Raw genomic sequence first — 17,488 nt, 5'->3', positions numbered from 1 at the left:
CCTCAGTTAGAGTATCTCACAGGTTGCGCTTCAACATCCGGCGAAGCTCGTTGATGAGTTCAGATTTGATGTGGGCCCATTCGGCGCGCTCTGAGGCCGTGATCGATGCGTCTTTCGAAAACGCAGATGCTTTATTCAGGTCCTCGATGACCTCGCCGAGTAGTGCATCCGTTTCAATGCGCCTCGAGAGCACATCAGAAAGTTCCGGAATTTCTTCAATCAGGTCCACCGTCACTGGAAAAATCCCGACACCCACTATCTATTCTCAAATCAAGATGAGTGCGGTTGACCGCAAAGGCCAAGTGAGTCACCGTGAGTTGGGGGTAAGTTGACATTGAACAAGTCAAACGATTTGCCAATAAATCAACAAGTTGGCCAACCTTCTCCGGAACTCATCCGGGAAGCTCTGAGTCGAATTGTATCAAGCGACGGGTTTCAAGCTTCACCCCGACTCACGCAGTTTCTCACCTATATAGTCGAGGAAACTCTATCTGGTCGAAGCGCTCAGATTAGAGGCAAAGCTATCGCTGTTGAGGTCTATGGGCGGCGCATAGATGGTACTGGTGGTCAAAACCTGGTTCGAGTTGAGGCTAGGCGACTGCGTCGTCTTTTACATCAGTTCTACGAAGATCACTGGGACGGCAACGGAGTTCGCATTTTTGTTGATCCCGGCGGATACAAGCCGCGGTTTTCATACGAATCTACAATTGAAGACCGTACATCAAGTGAACTGAAGAGCGACAATCCAGTTGGCCGTTGGCGTTCGCGGCAACTGCTGCCTGCTGGACTAGGTGTTGTTGCATTAGTCGCTGTGCTTGGCATCTGGATGAGCCAGGATAACAGGGAGGTTGTGCCGACAATTCGATCCATCGAGAAAGCAGAACGTGTGGCGCTTGGTGAACAATCATTGACGAGACTCCAGGCGGCCAACATTGCAGACCAAGCCCGAGGCATGTTTTTTCCCGTTTTTGATGTCAAACGTCAGCAGATAGCACTGGGAATGTTCCAGCACGCGATGGAACTCGATCCGGCTCTGTCCGACGGCTATGCCGGCTCAGCGCAGGTCCTGGCGATCCTGGCGGTGTTGTCGCCGGATGAATCACAAAGGGATGATTTCTCCAATCAAGCTTCAGAAATGTCTGAAAAAGCGCTTCAATTGTCCCCGGCCGACGCCTGGGCAAACAGCGCAAACGGTTGGGTGCTGGCTGTCAAAGACCAGCCAAACGAGGCATTGAAATACGCAAGGATGTCGGTCGAACTGGCGCCGAATGATGGCCATATTCTCGACCTTGCAGGTATCACCGCCATCTTGGCTAACGCCCCGGAATTCTCTGCCGAGGTTAGCAACCCGGATAGACCCAAATCAGGATCCGGTAGGTTTGGTGCGAGAAACATCTGGGGCGTCTCGCAACTTATGCTCGGGAACTACGAAAATGTTGTTGAAGCCTTTCAGGGAGCGCCAGCTGCTGGAGCGCCAGTCAGTGCTCCTTCGCTCTTGTTCCAAGCCGTTGCGCACGATCAGTTAGGAAATTCAGAAGAAGCACGACGGCTCGTTGCTGAAATGCGCAGGACATGGCCTGAGTTTCCGTCCGAGTTTCTCGCCGACAGGATTTTCCACAACGACATCAATACGCGGAACATAATACTAGAGGCACTGAGCAGATACTGACGAAACGTATCGCGACTATTGCCTCGAAAAGAGCGTCAAAATCTATTCAAATAGTTCCGCTTCGAAAGGGTAAGATGCCGACAAAATCGGCGATTGAACCGGACTACGCCGTTTGTGGATTGAGGGTGGACATTGCAGACTTGCAGAGTCTGCCTGCCGCGCATAGCCGCCGCTCATGAGGCGCAGTGTTGCTGATGCAGCGAACGGCAGTTTGGTGGCCAATTTGCTGCATCAGCTAGAACTCATAAAGTGACTAATGGCGGTAGTGGCTCTATCTGCCGAAATTGTCTGGACTTTGGTCCGTAAGAAAGCGGTACTGAAATCGCCAATATTTGCCCGGAACAGCCGGGCTCCGCTCAGTACAGGGCGCAGGATCAGCCTGTGTCCTTAGAGTGGAGACATAAATGACAACTTCATCCGATACAGAAATCAATAAATCGCCTGCCATATCCGCGCGAAACAAACTGACGCGTCAGCAACAATTACAGAAACAGCTGTGCCGCAAGGCAGGTTCCACGATTGCGCAGATGCGGAACGCCTTTGGCTAACAACCGCATTCAGCACGCGCAGCGATTTCGATGATGCGCAAGTCAGGACATATTGTTGAGCGATCAGGATCTGACAAAAGCACAGTCTACCGGATTGTGAAGGCGCGCCGGTGGTTGGCGATGATCAATGATGGCAGAGCTTTCTCAGAAATCGTTCAAGAAGAAGGTAGCTCCAAACGCCGGGTGCAGGATGTGGTCGATCTGGCCATGCTGGTGCCTGATGCTCTGGATGCCATCGATTCAGGCGAACAAACTGATGGCCTGACAATGGACTACCTGATCAGGTCGGGTTTCCCGGCGATCTGGTCAGATCAACACAAGCGCTTTTCTGCCCTCTGATCTGCCGCCTCTCCGAAACACACCAAACTCGTACCGTCGGAATCGCGACCTGGGACTGTGGTCGGAAATCGACCACTGTTGCGCACACGCTCGGGTCTCAGTTGAAATTGCTGGATCTTAAGTCGCTGAAAACACGCTATAATCGGCGTGCAACTTCTCGGTATGTGATTTCCGGGAAATCATGGCTGGGGTGGTAGGATTCGAACCTACGATACACGGTACCAAAAACCGCTGCCTTACCACTTGGCTACACCCCAACGGTGAGCGGCTATCTACGACTGTTGCTTTCAGGGTTCAAGGGCTTTTTTGGACAATTTTGATGTGGATATGCAATTTAGTCTGATGGCGGTTGGATCGTTGGGATGGTCGAGTAGGGGTCAGGCGATTGTTTGAGGCGAAGCTAGATCTCTAAAACGAAAATCCAACTGGCAATCCTTGGTTTAGCGGTCGCGAGATACAATCCGCAATGCGCCACAACGCTCGTTCCTGCGACTGCGTTTCAATAGCACAAGAATTGGATTAAATTATTGATTAATAGCGATAAAAATTTCCTTTATCAGTTGAATGTCTTTGGCTTCGGACCTAGCTAGATAAAGTCCGCTAACCAGCACGAAAAAGGAGCGAGCAATGAAACTGAACCCGCAAGTTGCAGAAGCATTGAATAAGCAGATCAACAATGAGCTCCACGCTTCGTACGCCTACTTGGCGATGTCGGCTTATTTTGAGGCGCAGGATCTGCCTGGATTTGCCAGTTGGTTTCGGGGGCATTCTGCCGAAGAGGAAACCCATGCAATGCGTATATTCGACTTTATCGCCAAGCGGGGTGGGAGGATAAATCTCGACGGCATCGCAAAACCGCAAACGGACTATGGATCACCCGTTGATGTACTGGAGCAGGCGCTGGCGCAGGAGCAAACCGTGACGGGCCAGATCAACGCGTTGTTTGAGCTGGCGCATGAGGTCAAAGAATACAGCACACAGAATATGCTGAACTGGTTCCTGGCCGAACAGATAGAGGAAGAAGACCTGTTCACATCGATCCTGGATAAGGCCAAGGCGGCCAACGGGGACCGATGGAACCTGCTGTTGTTGGATCAGGAACTGGCCAAACGCGGCAGCGCTGCAGGCGCGGAGTAGCTCAGTCGGCGCTGTCGCGCACGCACGTCATTCCCGAATCTCGGTGGGGTCGACCCCCCAAAGATTGCTTTTCAGGGTCCAGCCGCGATAGCCGCCTGCAGAAATGCGGCACCAATCGGGTGAGCACTTTTCAAGCCGGGCGACGACGCCGGTTTCAAAATGCGCATTCACCTGCGATTTGGGATCAGGCATCGCGTAAACCGGCAGCAAGTCGGCTTCGATAAGGACTGTCCGCACACCTGAAAGCAGCGCGTAATGCACCCAACCCCCGGCACCGTCTCGATCCTGAACCTTGCGCCAGTTTCCATATTCGGCCGTGATCTGCAGCGGCATGCCACGCCGTTTGAACACCCAATCGATTCGGTGAGTCAGCGAAGGGCCGCGACGGACATTACCCTCGGCGGCTTTCATCGAGACATATCGCGGAAGCGGTAGATTCGTCACTGGACCGCGTTTTTCCTGCGCGGACACGGCCACTGCGCCGAGCACGAGCAGGAAAACCGATATCAACACCACAAAATGGCGGTTCACTGAAAAACTAGCACTCACTGCCTGTCTGCTCTTATGCCTGTGGATCGTATGCAAAAAAGGTTGAGACGATGCCCAAGGGGTTCTTGTGCCCCGTGTAATCCTGCGCCACGATGCCATGGCGCGCGGCAGTTTGCAAAGCGGTAGGAGGGTCAAGGTGCCAAGAGAACGTCTGAGTGTTGTCGTTACGCGACGGTTGCCCGAAGCGGTGGAAACACGGCTAAGCGAGCTTTTCGATGTAAAACTGCGTGACACCGACGATCCCATGACTCGCGAAGAGCTGGTGGCAGCAGTGAACACAGCAGATGTGCTGGTTCCGACGATAACCGATACAATTGATGGCGGTATCCTGGGGCAGGCTGGTGAGAAATTGCGACTGATCGCCAATTATGGTGCCGGTGTCGACAATATTGATGTGGCGACGGCGAGGCAGCGCGGGATCCTTGTCTCGAACACACCAGGAGTACTGACTGACGATACTGCAGATATGACTATGGCTCTGATCCTGGCGGTTACACGACGTATCCCCGAGGGGTTAGGTGTGATGCAAAAGGGCGATTGGGCCGGTTGGGCCCCGACGGCCTTGCTGGGTGGCCGGGTCGGTGGTCGCCGCTTGGGTGTTCTTGGGATGGGCCGGATAGGGCAGGCCGTTGCGCGACGTGCCAGCGCGTTTGGAATGCAGGTTCACTATCACAACCGCCGCCGGTTGCGCCCCGAGATTGAACAGGAACTGGAGGCGACCTACTGGGATAGTCTTGATCAGATGGTGGCGCGGATGGACGTCATCTCGATCAACTGCCCGTCGACCCCTTCGACCTTTCATTTGATGAATGCGCGGCGTTTGAAATTGATGAAACCCACGGCCGTGATCGTGAATACATCACGCGGTGAAGTCGTCGATGAGAACGCCCTGACACGCATGATCCGCGCCGGTGAGATTGCAGGCGCTGGTCTGGATGTTTATGAACAGGGCACAGATGTGAACCCACGCCTCCGGCAATTGCCGAATGTGGTGCTGCTGCCCCATATGGGCTCGGCGACGCTTGAGGGTCGGATCGAGATGGGTGAGAAAGTCATTATCAACATCAAGACCTTCGAAGACGGTCATCGCCCGCCAGATCAGGTTGTGCCTGCAATGCTTTAGGCTGTGGCCTGAGAAAAGGGGAACGCAATGGTGCAGGCAACCGCTTTGCCGCGAAACGAGGCCGGGATCGACACGGCGCTGGGAATTCTGAAGCAGAGGTTCGCAGACCGGCTGCAATCTGGTGCTGCGATTTGCGAGCAGCACGGGCACACGACAACGTGGATTGAGAACCAGAGTCCGGATGCGGTGGTTTTCCCGCATTCAACCGAAGAAGTGGCCGATATCGTCAGGACCTGTGCCGAGCACAAGGTGCCAGTCATCCCGTTCGGAACAGGCACCTCGCTCGAAGGTCATGTGAACGCTCCTGCTGGTGGCATATCCGTCGATCTGAGTCAGATGAACAAGATATTGGCGGTCAATGTCGGTGATCTAGATTGCGTTGTCCAACCGGGTGTCACCCGAGCCGAATTGAACACCCATCTGCGGGATCAGGGGTTGTTCTTCCCGATTGATCCGGGCGCGAATGCGTCGCTAGGTGGCATGGCCGCGACACGCGCGTCTGGCACCAATGCTGTGCGTTATGGGACAATGAAAGACAATGTGCTTAGCCTTGAGGCCGTGATGCCGGACGGGCAAGTGATCCGCACGGGGCATCGTGCGCGAAAATCTTCGGCGGGTTTTGATCTGACCCGCTTGCTAATCGGTGCCGAAGGCACACTGGGAATAATCACTGAAATCACATTGCGATTGCAGGGTATCCCCGAGGCCATCAGTTCAGCCCGCTGTTCGTTTCCATCGGTGGATGCAGCCTGTCAGGCTGTGATGATGACTATTCAGTATGGTATCCCGGTTGCGCGGATCGAATTGCTGGATCAGATGTCGGTCAAAGCGGCAAACGCTTATTCGGGACTGGATTTGCCAGAAACGCCACTGCTGCTGCTGGAATTTCACGGTTCGGACAGCGGTGCAGCGGAACAGGCAGGGACCTTTGGCCAAATCGCGGAAGAATTTGGTGGCAGCGATATCACCACCACTACGACAACCGAAGAGCGCAACAAGCTGTGGCAGGCCCGGCACGATATGTATTGGGCCAGCCTACAACTGCGCCCAGGCGCGCGGGGCATTTCTACGGATGTATGTGTTCCGATCTCGCGTTTGGCCGAATGTGTGACCGCCGCACAGGATAAGGCCGCTGAATTGGGTTTGCTGGCCCCGATCGTGGGTCATGTTGGTGACGGTAACTTCCATACACTTCTGTTAATCGACATGGATGACGCAAAAGAGGTCGCAAGTGCAGAGGAATTCGTCGGTTGGCTAAATGATCTTGCAATTGCGATGGAGGGCACCTGTACCGGAGAACACGGAATCGGGCAGGGTAAACGCCCCTATCTGGTGAAAGAACTTGGTGCGGCGACAAATTATATGGCGGCGATCAAAGCAGCGCTGGATCCCGATAACATCATGAATCCGGGCAAGGTACTCTGACCGCGATTGTTGGGCTCGGCCATAACAGCGCCTCAATTTTAGGTGAATGATCTGGGAAAGAGCAGTATTTGATTCCGAGGTTATTCATGGGCGCGTTGCGTTTCATTGGGTTTTTGCTGATTGCGGTCGTGGTTGTCGTAGGTCTGGATTATTATCAGCAGGATAAGAAAGTCGAAGGCAGGTTGTCCTTCAACGGATATGTCGACACGATTAATCAGCGGTTCAACTTATATCAGGCGGAGCTAGCCGCGGAAGAAGTTGAACGCGAAAGGCAGAAGCGTTGGCGAGAGGGGGCCAAGCCGTACCTGCCGGATTCGGGCGAAGGCTGGGTGCGTCGTTCGATCGTGGATGCAGATTTTACACGCGATGCCCGAGAAGGTGTTTTGCAGGACGGAATAAGTGAAGCCGCTCGTCCAATTGCAAAAAGAGTTGCTGTGCAAGAGACCGAACAACTGGTCAGAAAACTCGATAATTCTAGTTGGGTCTACGAAAGCGGCGAGCATACGGTCTGGCTACAGGCGAAACTCAGGAAAGACGCTAAATCCAATACACTGACTGGCAACATCGTCAGGTCTGTCGAAGGGTTGGGCGCAGGATCGAGTGGCTACACTCCATTCGGCATAATTGGTGGTGCTGCGTATTTCAGGTTTGAAAACAGCCGATACAAACCCGTCACAGTGAAAAATCGAAAGTTTTGGTCAATGATCACGGCGAGCCTGACGGACCTTGAGGTCGAACCTCGGTTTGAAATCTACAAGGCTACAATCGGACTGGGCGAAGAAATTCGTTTGCAAGTCTATTCCGATGCACCAGCGCCTATGCTGCGAGCGTTTCTGGATCGACTGGATTATGACGGATTGAACGCACTGCTTCAAAAGCAAGTGCCTGGCGTCGGCAACGATACCGTTTTTGATGCTGAACGAGAAAGTGAACTGGCGACAAACATGGCCGCCTTGCGCGGCGAGTTTGTCAAGCTTCGCAGCGAGCTGGCGCGTTTGAAGCTAGAAAACATTGATGGGTTGTCTCTTGTCGCAAATACTTTGGCCGCGCAATACGGTTTGCCGGCAGACACCTTCGACTTGACCGCGAACAGAATCGAATCTGCGGATGATTTGGTCCAGGTCGGATACCGCAAAGGACTGACAGATTTGCTTGAAGACGAGATGCAGCAGGCAGACAGAGATGACGAGGGTTTCTTTGGAAATTTGTTCGCCAAATTCAAAGATCAGGAAACCTCTGAAGAAGTCGCATCTGCAAACGAAAATGAAGGCTTCCTGTCCGGACTGTTATCAGCCTTTGGTAGCTCTGATTCCGAAGCAGAAACTGCCGTGCGGGTAAACCGAGGCGGTTCCGGAACGGGCATTGATTGCGCAACCACCGGAACGTTCAAAAGGTGTAAATTGGGAGGCGGATAACACGTCAGATCGACTGTTGGAAAGCGACGTGGTGCAACGCTCAGGTCGCTTTTCTTATATCACTGGTCGGATGAATGTCGCGTCGAGCCCCTCAAATGCGCCATATGGTGTCAACTGAATTCAAGGGGAGACACCCGGCTATGAAAACCCAAGTCAAAGCACTGGTCGTTGGCGGCGGCGCCGTCGGGACCTCGATTGCCTATCACCTTGCCAAAGCGGGCTGGGATGATGTGATGCTGATCGAGCGGGACGAACTGACATCCGGTTCCACCTGGCACGCAGCGGGCCTGTTGCCGTTGTTCAACATGTCGTATGCCACGACCCACATCCACAAGTACTCTGTCGATTTCTACAAGACACTAGAGGAAGAAACCGGCTTGAATGCAGGCTTCGCCGTAGTCGGAAACCTGCGTATGGCACAGACACAAGAGCGTATGGATGAATACATGCTCTATGCATCCACAGCGGAAACTTGTGATGTTGCATATGAGTGGCTGACGCCCGAGCAAATCAAGGAACGTTGGCCTCTGATCGAAACTTCGGACTTGAAAGGCGCGATCTATCACACTGAAGACGGCTACATTAACCCTGCGGACGTGACCCAGGCGATGGCCAAAGGTGCGCGTCAGCGCGGTGTCGACATCGTTCGCAAGATGCAGGCTGATGCCTTCCACTGGAATGGCACTCACTGGGACGTCACCTGCACCAAGATGATCGAGAAGGGGGGCAATCTCGTTCCGTCAGACGAGCAGGTTGTGATCACCGCCGAACATGTTGTGACCGCGTCAGGCAACCACGCACAGCGGACCGCGAAAATGCTGGGTATCAAGATGCCCGCGATCCCGGTCGAGCATACCTTCATCGTCATGGACAAAGACCCCGAGCTGGTCAAATGGCGTGAAGCGGGCAACCCCGAGCATCCAGTTGTGCGTGATGCAGACAACGAGTCGTATGCGCGCGAAGAACGTGGCGGCTGGATTCTGGGTATCTACGAACATGGCGCTCCTGCGCAGTTCGAACACGGCGTGCCGGACAGCTTCCGCGCTGACCTATTCCCGCTGGATCTGGATCGGATCGCCGATCAGTACATGGCGATGGCCGAACGCGTGCCGTCCTGTGCTGAGTCCGGTCTGAAAGACGATTTCAACGGCCCGATCTGCTACACACCTGATGGCAACCCGCTGGTCGGTCCCGCTCCGGGGCTGCGCAACATGTGGCTTGCTGAAGGCTTCAGTTTTGGCATCACCGCTGCGGGCGGCACCGGTTATTATCTGGCTCAGATGATGGTCGATGGCGAAGCCGAGATCGACATGGCTTCGCTGGACCCCAAGCGGTATTCGTCGAACTGGATGACCACCGAGTTCGCGGCGCGCAAGAACGAAGAGTGCTATGAGCACGTCTACATCCTGCACCACCCTGACGAAGAGCGCGAAGCTTGCCGTCCGCTGCGCACCGTTCCGGCCTACGACCGTCAGAAAGCGCGTGGCGCACAGTTTGGCTGGGTCAACGGCTGGGAGCGTCCGAACTATTTCGGCCCGCTGGATGCGCCTGATAACTTCGACAAAGAAAGCCGCAGCTTCCGCCGCGGTGGTTGGTGGCAGTATGCCGTCGAAGAAGCCAAAGCGATCCGAGAAGGCGTTGGCCTGATCGATGCGTCGGCCTTCACCAAGCATGTCGTCAAAGGCCCCGGTGCGACCCAGTTCCTGGATTGGTTCACCTGCAACAAGCTGCCCAAGGTCGGTCGCATCAACCTGACCTACGCGCTGACCGCGCACGGCACCACCCGCACCGAATACACCATCGTCCGCAATGGCGAGAACAATTACTACATCGTCTCTGCCGGTGCCTGGACCGAGTACGACGCCGACTACCTTCGCAAGGCGGCCGAGGACAAGATGGAGGAGTTCGGCTACATCGAAATCCAGGACGTGACCACCCAGTGGGGCGTCTTCGCGATCGCCGGACCCAAGTCGCGTGACGTTCTGAAAGAGGTCATCAAGGATGCCGATCCGGAAACCGCGCTGTCCAACAAGCGCTTCCCTTGGTTGTCGGCCCGTCAGATCGAACTGGGCATGTGCCCGGTCAACGCGATCCGCGTGGCCTATACGGGTGAGCTGGGCTGGGAACTGCACCACCCGATCGAGATGCAGAACTATCTGTTCGACCTGCTGGAGAAGGCCGGTGAAAAGCACGGCATGAAACTGGTTGGTGCCCGCGCCCAAAACTGGCTGCGCCAGGAGAAATCCTATCGCGCCTTCGGCACCGAACTGGGCCGCGACGCGACCCCGCTGGAAGCTGACCTGCCGCGCTTTGTTGATCTGTCGAAAGACTTCTACGGCAAAGCCAAGCTGGAAGAGACCGGCGTGCGCGTGAAGTGCTGCACTCTGCTGATCGACGGACCGGACGATGCCGACCCCTGGGGCCGCGAGGCGCTGTACACGCCGGAAGGTGAGCGCGTGGGTCGTTTGACCTCGGGCGGGTACTCGGTGGCGTTCGAGAAATCCATCGGCATGGGGTATGTGAAGCCTGAGCTGGCGGTCGAAGGTACCAAGCTGCAGGTCAAAATTCAGGACAAGCTGTGGGATGCGGTCGTCACTTGTGACAGCCCGTATGATCCGAAGAACGAGGTCATCCGCAAGGACGGCTGACGCTTTTTAGAAATAAGGCGGTACTCACGTAGCACCGCCTACTAAAAGCCCGCTCTCGGTGGGCTTTTTTCATGCGCTCAATTCATCAAAGCAGTCTAGTGCCTTGGCGGCGTACATCATGGACGGCCCACCGCCCATCTGGATGGCCATTGCCAGAACGTCCGAAACCTCATCGCGGGTGGCTCCCGCCTTGGCCAACGCCTCGGAATGCAGGGTAATGCAAGGCTCACACCGTACTGCGATTGACATGCCTAACGCGATGAACTCTTTGGTTTTGTAGTCCAGCGTTCCGCCTTCCTTGACAGATTTTCCCAGCGCCCCGAAGGCACGCGCCGTATCAGGAATGGCTCCGTTAAGGTTACGCAAGCTTTTGCGCGTTTCGTTCAGTGAATCCTGCCAGCTCATTATAACGTCCTTCTTGATACATATGATAATCTGCATATGAATGATGAAGAGCAAAGCAGACTTTGATCCTGATCAGATTCCAGTTTTTTGGGCGACAAATGCCAAGTTGTTCGCAGGCATCTTTACGATTTCGACCAATTCGAGGGCGTTGTCCTTTAACATAGACAATATATGTGTGTCGTCTTTGTACCCGATCTCAGGGTCTTGTTGGACCAGTGCGTCGTGAAATCGCTGGTCGCCATCGCTTGTCAGGTGTCCGTCACGTTTGAAAGGGCCATAAAGCACCAAACGCCCATCCGCTTTCAGAGCGCACGCTGCTTCGGCAACGAGGGTTTCAGCCTTGGGTAAACTGATCAGGTGCAAGAGGTTGATCAGTAAAACCAAATCTTGCTGCGCCATTGATTTGTGCCAACCCTCCGCAGTCGCATCCAGATGAACGGCTGCGGCGGTGTTTGGTATACCCTTGGTGTACGCATCGATGCTGGCGCGCCGTTCGGAGGTGACTTCGCTGGGTTGCCAATGCAACCCGGGCATCCGCTGGGCAAAGGCCGAAATGTGTTGTCCGGTTCCACTGGCCAGTTCCAGGGCCTGTCCTGATGACGGGGCGACCCGTGCCAGAAGATCGCACAGCACAACCGTGTTTCGGCTGGCAGCTGGGGCGACGAGTTTGCTGCCGTCGCCCTCGGTGGCGACGCTGGCATTTGAGGGCAGTTTGCGTTTTGTCATCGTTACAGCCTACCGGGTGTCAGCGCTTTCACAATCGCCGCATCAAGGCGCGGCGACGCGCCAGTCACAAGATCCGCCACAAGTTGCGAGGCAGCAGGAGCGGTCTGAAACCCATACCCTCCCTGTGCTGCCGACCAGATAAACGATGGATCGGTTGGATCAGGTCCGAGCACCAGCGTGCCATCGGCAACAAAACTGCGTAACCCCGCCCAATTGGTTTCTACCCGAGTTACAGTTTCGGTAACCATCGCTTCGTATCGTGCCAGTCCTTCTGCGAGAACCATGTCATCGGCGTAAGCGTCATGGGGTGTGGTTGGGTCCGCCTCGCAAGGCGAGACCAGTAGCTTGCCCGCATCAGGTTTGGCGTACCAGCTCTCGCCTGCGCCCAGCATCATTGGCCAGTTTCGCAGGTCATGTCCGCCCGGTGCGGGGATGCGCGCAATCGATCGACGGTAAGGTGTGATCCCGATGGGGGAGATTCCTGCCATCTGCGCCACCTCATCGACCCAGGCTCCGGCGGCATTTACCAGATTGCGTGCCTCAAAGGATTCTGAGGTTTCGACGGTCCAATGAACCGATTTGCGGATGCTGCTGACCCTCTGACGGGTCAGGACTGAACCGCCATTCTTGCGGACGGTTCGCGCAAAGTCCTGCAGCACACGATCTGTATCGATATCATATGCGCTATTACTTATGGCTGCATAACCGACAGTTTCAGCATTCAGGACAGGAATGTGTCCGATGGCATCATCCGGCGAAATCTCTTGCACACCAAGATCTTGGGCGTCTTTTTGAAACAGCGCTTGTTGATCCCTTCCGCCAATCAGCATCAGGCCGCGTGGTGTGAGGTACGCATTTGTTTTAAAAAACGCAGCACTTGCCTCGTTCAATGCCTTGACCGAGTTTGGACCGTAACCCTTTTCGAACAGGGCAGCTGAACGACCCGAAGTATGATATCCCAATCCGTCCTCGGCCTCTAACACCGTGACTGTGCCGTGCTCTGACAGGCGCGCACCTGCGCTTAGCCCCGCGACACCGCCACCGATTATCAGAAAATCAATCATGCGTTTTGTTCCGTTTCCGGCCGCCAAGTGATCGAGGCGGTGGTAAGTTGACTGGCGACATTGGCGGACCATGGCACGCGTACTGCCAAACGAAAAGACACAAGCCCACCGCAATGGAAACTTGATCGTAGGCGGCCAGCCTGCTTTTAGTGCAAACAACATAAGATTCGGAGGCGGACGTGAACGCGGCAGATATTCACCCGATGGCAACGGGGCACATTCCGTCATATGTGACACAAGCAGATGGTAGCGACTTCCTCTTCACCTTCATGTTGTTTTTTACCGTCGGGATGGTCGTGCTGATCGGGGTTGCCTACTTTACGTTGCATTCGATCCCGGAAAAAATGGCGCATGAAACCAATCACCCGCAATTCCAATTGGTTGGGATTCTGGCGCTTTTGGCTTTGTTTACGCATAACGGCCTTTTCTGGGTTGCCGCCATCCTTGTGGCTGGGTTCCAGTTCCCTGATTTCGCGGCACCGCTGCGCTCGATTGCCGATGCCATCCGATCTTTGGCGCCTGGGCAGGACAAAGAACACGCTTCACCCCCTCCTGAGCCGGAAACTGAGCCCGAACAATCCAAACCCTCCGAACCGGCAGCACAGGGGCACTGAACAATGATCGAGACGATGCTGTGCGCCCTGATTACCGTGCTTCCTGACTATCTGTTTCGCCGCTTTGTGCAGGGCAAACGGATCGGACACGAGATCACGCTGTTCACCATGTGGTACGAGTTGCGCTGGGGGCTGACGACTTGCGCTATTTTGGCGCTAACCGTTATCACAACGCTGTTTTATTTCCACCCGTCCAGCAAAACAGCGGCTTCCTACTTCCGGACGGTAACGATCCTTCCGCAGCTAGGGGGGCGCGTTTCCGAAGTCTACGTGCGCAACAATGAGCAGGTGACAGCTGGACAGCCGATTTTCCGGATCGAAGACTTCACGCAAACCGCGCAGGTCGAAGCGGCGCATGCACAGATTGCTCAGGTTCAAGCCTCGTTGAAGGTGGCGGAAACCGATCTGGCCGAGGCTGAGGCCGGGATTGCTGGCGCGCGCGCAGCTCTGGATCAGTCGCTCGAGGATCTGGAACGCAATACCACCCTACGTGACGAGGGATCCAGCGCGGTGCGCTTGGCCGAGATTGATCGGTTGGAAAATCTGGTTGCCGAGCGTGAAGCGCAGGTCAAAGCAGCCGTCTCAAAGCGCGCAGCGGTTGTACAACAGATCGAAGAGCTGATCCCGGCCCAACTTGCCAGTGCCAATGCGCAGCTGGATGCGGCATTGACCGAGTTGGACAAGACTGTGGTCAACGCTGGAGTGACGGGCAGGGTTGAACAATTCGGGCTTCAGGTCGGCGACTATGTCAGCCCTTTGCTGCGCCCGGCGGGTATTCTGGTGCCATCCTCCTCCGGACATGACCGATTCCAGGCGGCGTTCAGTCAGCTTTCGGCCCAGGTGGTCAAACCGGGTATGATTGGCGAATTGGGCTGCATGACCAAGCCCTTTACCGTTATCCCGGTGGTTGTCGTCGAGGTGCAGGATGTGATCCCATCGGGGCAGATCAGGCCATCTGATGAGTTGCGGGACGTGCAGAGCAACACTAATCCGGGTTCGATCCTTGTCTACCTTGAACCGCTCTACAAAAGCATGGCCGATGATGTGCCTCCAGGCAGCAACTGTCTGGCGAATATCTATACGGACAATCATGCAAAGCTGGAGGATGAGAGCCTCGGCTTCTGGGAAAAATCGTTCCTGCATGTGGTAGACACGATTGGCGTCGTTCATGCGGCAGGCCTGCGCCTGCGACTGATACTGATGCCGGTGAACACTCTGGTGCTGGGAGGACACTAATTTCACGCCCTAGAAGCTGACCATTGCGGCGTTTCAATCGCTTGAAGTCCTGACCCGACGACAGCTGGGTATCAAAACGCTCGTGGCTATTATTGCCCACGGGCCGATGGTGTTGGGTCTCCAATAAGACTGGCCACCAAGTAGACCTTCGCCGTGCGTGCAGCATTTGCTTTCTTTGAATGCAGCTATGCGGACTTAGCGGCTGTTTAGCGATTTGCTCATGCTTTTGAGAACTCGTTGATGGAGTTCGGTTGGTGCATCCTCAACTGCAGGTCTTTCGACCCATTCCAAATCCAAGTTCAGTGATCCCGCAGGTACGATTTTTCTTGCGATTTCGGGCGGCGTGGTATCGTCAGTCGTTCCATTCTTCCAGTCGTGAAAGGCTGATGAGTATCGAACGACCGCTCCACTGGTCGACAATTCGAGCAATCCGCCCTCGGCAAAGAACGTCAGCGCATCACCCATTTCCTCACCAATGAGTTTGAGCCTGTTTCCCAATCGATGTTTGAGGATGGCTACAAACACTATCGCTGCGGAAAACGTGAATTTATCGACAAGCATAACAACCTGCTTGTTTGCACTTTCTGAGATCGCGTCGATCAAGGGCATCGTTAGAAGAAAGTCGCCACCAGTGTTTCCGCGAACATCAATTAGTAGTGTTTTGTTCGAGGATGCGCGCACGCATTCCACCGCGGCTGAGATGGCTTTAGGCAGCGCACTTTCCTTCGGATCAAAGAAGCTTGGTAACGCTATTGATAGCCCTAGCTCTTGCCAGTCCTTTATCTCTACAAATATCTCGGGTTCCCAGGCTGGATCAGCCTTGCCGTGCTCGTTTCTCGGGTAGAGCATCGATCCAGGAACTGTATGTTCATTGGCCACTTTCAGATTGGCTATCCGCCCATTTTCGTCCTGCACACGGAACTCGGTCGTGCCGCCGTTTGACGAAAAACCCAAACGTGCCAAAGCGTACGGCCAAGCCAGTAGAATCGGGCCGATGACCCGTTTCCTTTGGCACGTTCCCGCCAGAAATTTCTCTGCAGTAGCTTCAATCTGGCTCAAAGCTGAGCCGTTGACCGCTATCAACTCTCCTCGCGGTGCGGCTATCTCTGGCGCCGCGTCGATGAATTGAACGGAACGTCCAACGCTCACGAATCTCAGCGGTAGCACCGCGATCGCATCATTCGGGATCAGCCGTGTGTGCCCATTGCCGGGAAGTGCCAATAAACGCATCGCTGACAACAGGAAGGCTTCGACAGAGCCCTCTGAGGCATATTGCCGGGTTTCACCAATACAGTCGTCAATCACGGCCTTTTCGATCTGTCGAAAACTGGGATCGGTCGGCAGGGCAGTTTCTAAAATTTGGTTTAGGTCTTCCGTGAGCGACATGTTTCACGATGCGCATAGCCGCTCGTCAATGTCCAGATTGGGCTCAGGGCAACTAAAAAGGCCCGCAAAAACATGCGGGCCTTGTTGTTAGTTTCCGGATCAAATTCTACTGCGGAATTTCGCCTTCCAGCCCCTCAACGTAGAAATTCATGCCCGCCAGCGTACCGTCATCGGCGGTCTCGCCTTCGGCCAGCCAGTCACTGCCGTCCTGCTTTTTCAGCGGGCCAGTAAAGGGGTGGTATTCACCGGCTGCCATCGCGGCTTTCAGCGCCAGTGCTTCTTCTTTAACATCAGCCGGAACGGCGTCCGAAATCTCACCAATTGCTACCATGCCTTCCCGGATGCCATCCCATGTGTTGGCACTTTCCCATGTTCCGTCCATAACGGCCTGGGTCCGCGCGATGTAATAGGGAGCCCAATCGTCGATGATTGAAGACACACGTGGGAAGGGTGCGTATTCGCTCATGTCGGAGGCCTGGCCAAAGGTGACAACGTTTCCTGCCTCTTGCGCGGCTGCCTGCGGTGCAGTCGAGTCAGTGTGCTGCAGGATCACGTCCGCGCCCTGTTCGATCAAAACTGTGGCGGCGTCAGCTTCTTTCGCAGGATCGAACCAAGTGTAAGCCCAGACGATCTTGAACTCGACATCCGGATTCACCTTCTTGGCGTGGATGTATGCCGAGTTGATGCCGCGGATCACTTCAGGGATCGGGTAGGACCCGATGTAGCCGATGATATTCGATTCCGTCATTTTACCGGCGATGTGGCCTTGGACTGCGCGACCTTCATAAAAACGGGCCGAGTAGACCGAGACGTTGTCGGCGGTCTTGTAGCCGGTTGCGTGCTCGAATTTCACATCCGGGAATTTCTTCGCGACATTGATGGTCGGATCCATGTAGCCGAACGAGGTGGTGAAGATCAGGTCCGCGCCTTCCAGTGCCATCTGGGTCATCACGCGTTCTGCATCTGGGCCCTCAGGCACCGACTCGACGAACACGGTTTCAACCTTGTCGCCAAAGTGCTCTTCCACGGCCAGACGGCCCTTGTTGTGCTCATAGGTCCAGCCGCCATCGCCCACTGGGCCGACATAGACGAAGCCGACTTTGGTCTTGTCTTGGGCCATGGCCCCCGAGGCCAGACCCAGCGCCATTGTGGCGCTTGCCAAAAGTGTAGTGAATTTCATGTGTTACTCCCCAAGTTGGTTCAG

At 55.1% G+C, this 17,488-nt stretch carries 16 protein-coding genes and 1 tRNA gene; 9 read left to right on the top strand and 8 right to left on the bottom strand.

Annotated elements, in window-relative coordinates; genetic code table 11:
* Positions 1-16 precede the first annotated feature (16 nt).
* Positions 17-235 carry a hypothetical protein gene (locus ACR0BT_RS11795; RefSeq protein WP_170392508.1) on the bottom strand — a complete coding sequence of 73 codons (219 nt, stop codon included), beginning with the start codon at positions 233-235 and terminating at the stop codon, positions 17-19.
* A gap of 93 nt (positions 236-328) precedes the next feature.
* Here ACR0BT_RS11795 and ACR0BT_RS11790 point away from each other — a divergent pair, with 93 nt between their 5' ends.
* Complete coding sequence (locus ACR0BT_RS11790) at positions 329-1,669, top strand: tetratricopeptide repeat protein (protein ID WP_170392507.1); 1,341 nt, start codon at positions 329-331, stop codon at positions 1,667-1,669.
* Positions 1,670-2,247: 578 nt separating this feature from the next.
* On the top strand, positions 2,248-2,556 hold the full coding sequence (locus ACR0BT_RS11785; protein WP_480763199.1) for a hypothetical protein: 309 nt from the start codon (positions 2,248-2,250) through the stop codon (positions 2,554-2,556).
* A gap of 182 nt (positions 2,557-2,738) precedes the next feature.
* On the opposite strand, the gene ACR0BT_RS11780 is transcribed toward ACR0BT_RS11785, so the two are convergent.
* Positions 2,739-2,813: transfer RNA gene (locus ACR0BT_RS11780), tRNA-Gln, on the bottom strand.
* Positions 2,814-3,183: 370 nt separating this feature from the next.
* On the opposite strand from ACR0BT_RS11780, the gene ACR0BT_RS11775 reads away from it, so the two are divergent.
* Entirely contained in the window at positions 3,184-3,693 is a 510-nt protein-coding gene (locus tag ACR0BT_RS11775) for a ferritin (protein ID WP_480763198.1), read from the top strand.
* 27 nt (positions 3,694-3,720) lie between these two features.
* Here the strand turns inward: ACR0BT_RS11775 and ACR0BT_RS11770 are convergent, their stop codons facing one another.
* On the bottom strand, positions 3,721-4,209 hold the full coding sequence (locus ACR0BT_RS11770) for an SH3 domain-containing protein (RefSeq protein ID WP_480503753.1): 489 nt from the start codon (positions 4,207-4,209) through the stop codon (positions 3,721-3,723).
* Positions 4,210-4,378: 169 nt separating this feature from the next.
* Between ACR0BT_RS11770 and ACR0BT_RS11765 the strand changes: the two genes are divergently transcribed.
* From ACR0BT_RS11765 to ACR0BT_RS11750, 4 genes are all read left to right on the top strand, one after another.
* Positions 4,379-5,365, top strand: a complete 987-nt coding sequence (locus ACR0BT_RS11765; RefSeq protein WP_170392503.1) for a 2-hydroxyacid dehydrogenase — start codon at positions 4,379-4,381, stop codon at positions 5,363-5,365.
* A 27-nt stretch (positions 5,366-5,392) separates the two neighbouring features.
* On the top strand, positions 5,393-6,790 hold the full coding sequence (locus ACR0BT_RS11760) for an FAD-linked oxidase C-terminal domain-containing protein (protein WP_170661738.1): 1,398 nt from the start codon (positions 5,393-5,395) through the stop codon (positions 6,788-6,790).
* Between the two features lie 86 nt (positions 6,791-6,876).
* On the top strand, positions 6,877-8,205 hold the full coding sequence (locus tag ACR0BT_RS11755) for a hypothetical protein (protein ID WP_480763197.1): 1,329 nt from the start codon (positions 6,877-6,879) through the stop codon (positions 8,203-8,205).
* Positions 8,206-8,345: 140 nt separating this feature from the next.
* Entirely contained in the window at positions 8,346-10,853 is a 2,508-nt protein-coding gene (locus ACR0BT_RS11750) for a GcvT family protein (RefSeq protein ID WP_480763196.1), read from the top strand.
* Between the two features lie 69 nt (positions 10,854-10,922).
* On the opposite strand, the gene ACR0BT_RS11745 is transcribed toward ACR0BT_RS11750, so the two are convergent.
* The 3 genes from ACR0BT_RS11745 to ACR0BT_RS11735 all read right to left on the bottom strand — a co-directional run bounded on the left by ACR0BT_RS11745 (position 10,923) and on the right by ACR0BT_RS11735 (position 13,048).
* Positions 10,923-11,258 (bottom strand): carboxymuconolactone decarboxylase family protein, encoded by a 336-nt coding sequence (locus tag ACR0BT_RS11745; RefSeq protein WP_170401940.1) that lies wholly within the window; start codon positions 11,256-11,258, stop codon positions 10,923-10,925.
* Positions 11,259-11,330: 72 nt separating this feature from the next.
* The gene (locus tag ACR0BT_RS11740; RefSeq protein ID WP_480763195.1) at positions 11,331-11,984 is read right to left on the bottom strand and encodes a DUF938 domain-containing protein; all 654 of its coding nucleotides are present in this window, start codon (positions 11,982-11,984) and stop codon (positions 11,331-11,333) included.
* A gap of 2 nt (positions 11,985-11,986) precedes the next feature.
* Complete coding sequence (locus ACR0BT_RS11735; RefSeq protein WP_480763194.1) at positions 11,987-13,048, bottom strand: NAD(P)/FAD-dependent oxidoreductase; 1,062 nt, start codon at positions 13,046-13,048, stop codon at positions 11,987-11,989.
* Between the two features lie 203 nt (positions 13,049-13,251).
* Between ACR0BT_RS11735 and ACR0BT_RS11730 the strand changes: the two genes are divergently transcribed.
* Both ACR0BT_RS11730 and ACR0BT_RS11725 read left to right on the top strand, forming a co-directional pair.
* A complete protein-coding gene (locus ACR0BT_RS11730; RefSeq protein ID WP_170392922.1) occupies positions 13,252-13,662 on the top strand; it encodes a hypothetical protein in 411 nt (136 codons plus the stop codon).
* A gap of 3 nt (positions 13,663-13,665) precedes the next feature.
* On the top strand, positions 13,666-14,898 hold the full coding sequence (locus ACR0BT_RS11725) for an HlyD family secretion protein (protein WP_170392496.1): 1,233 nt from the start codon (positions 13,666-13,668) through the stop codon (positions 14,896-14,898).
* 195 nt (positions 14,899-15,093) lie between these two features.
* Here ACR0BT_RS11725 and ACR0BT_RS11720 read toward each other — a convergent pair whose 3' ends face one another.
* Positions 15,094-16,284: a S41 family peptidase gene (locus ACR0BT_RS11720; RefSeq protein ID WP_480763193.1), complete on the bottom strand. Its 1,191-nt coding sequence runs from the start codon at positions 16,282-16,284 to the stop codon at positions 15,094-15,096.
* Positions 16,285-16,390: 106 nt separating this feature from the next.
* A complete protein-coding gene (locus ACR0BT_RS11715) occupies positions 16,391-17,464 on the bottom strand; it encodes a BMP family ABC transporter substrate-binding protein (protein WP_480763192.1) in 1,074 nt (357 codons plus the stop codon).
* Positions 17,465-17,488 lie beyond the last annotated feature (24 nt).

The sequence above is a fragment of the Ruegeria sp. CJ6 genome, from assembly GCF_056536665.1.
Note: the sequence above shows the minus strand (reverse complement) of the source record. Positions and strands in the feature narration are given on the sequence as shown.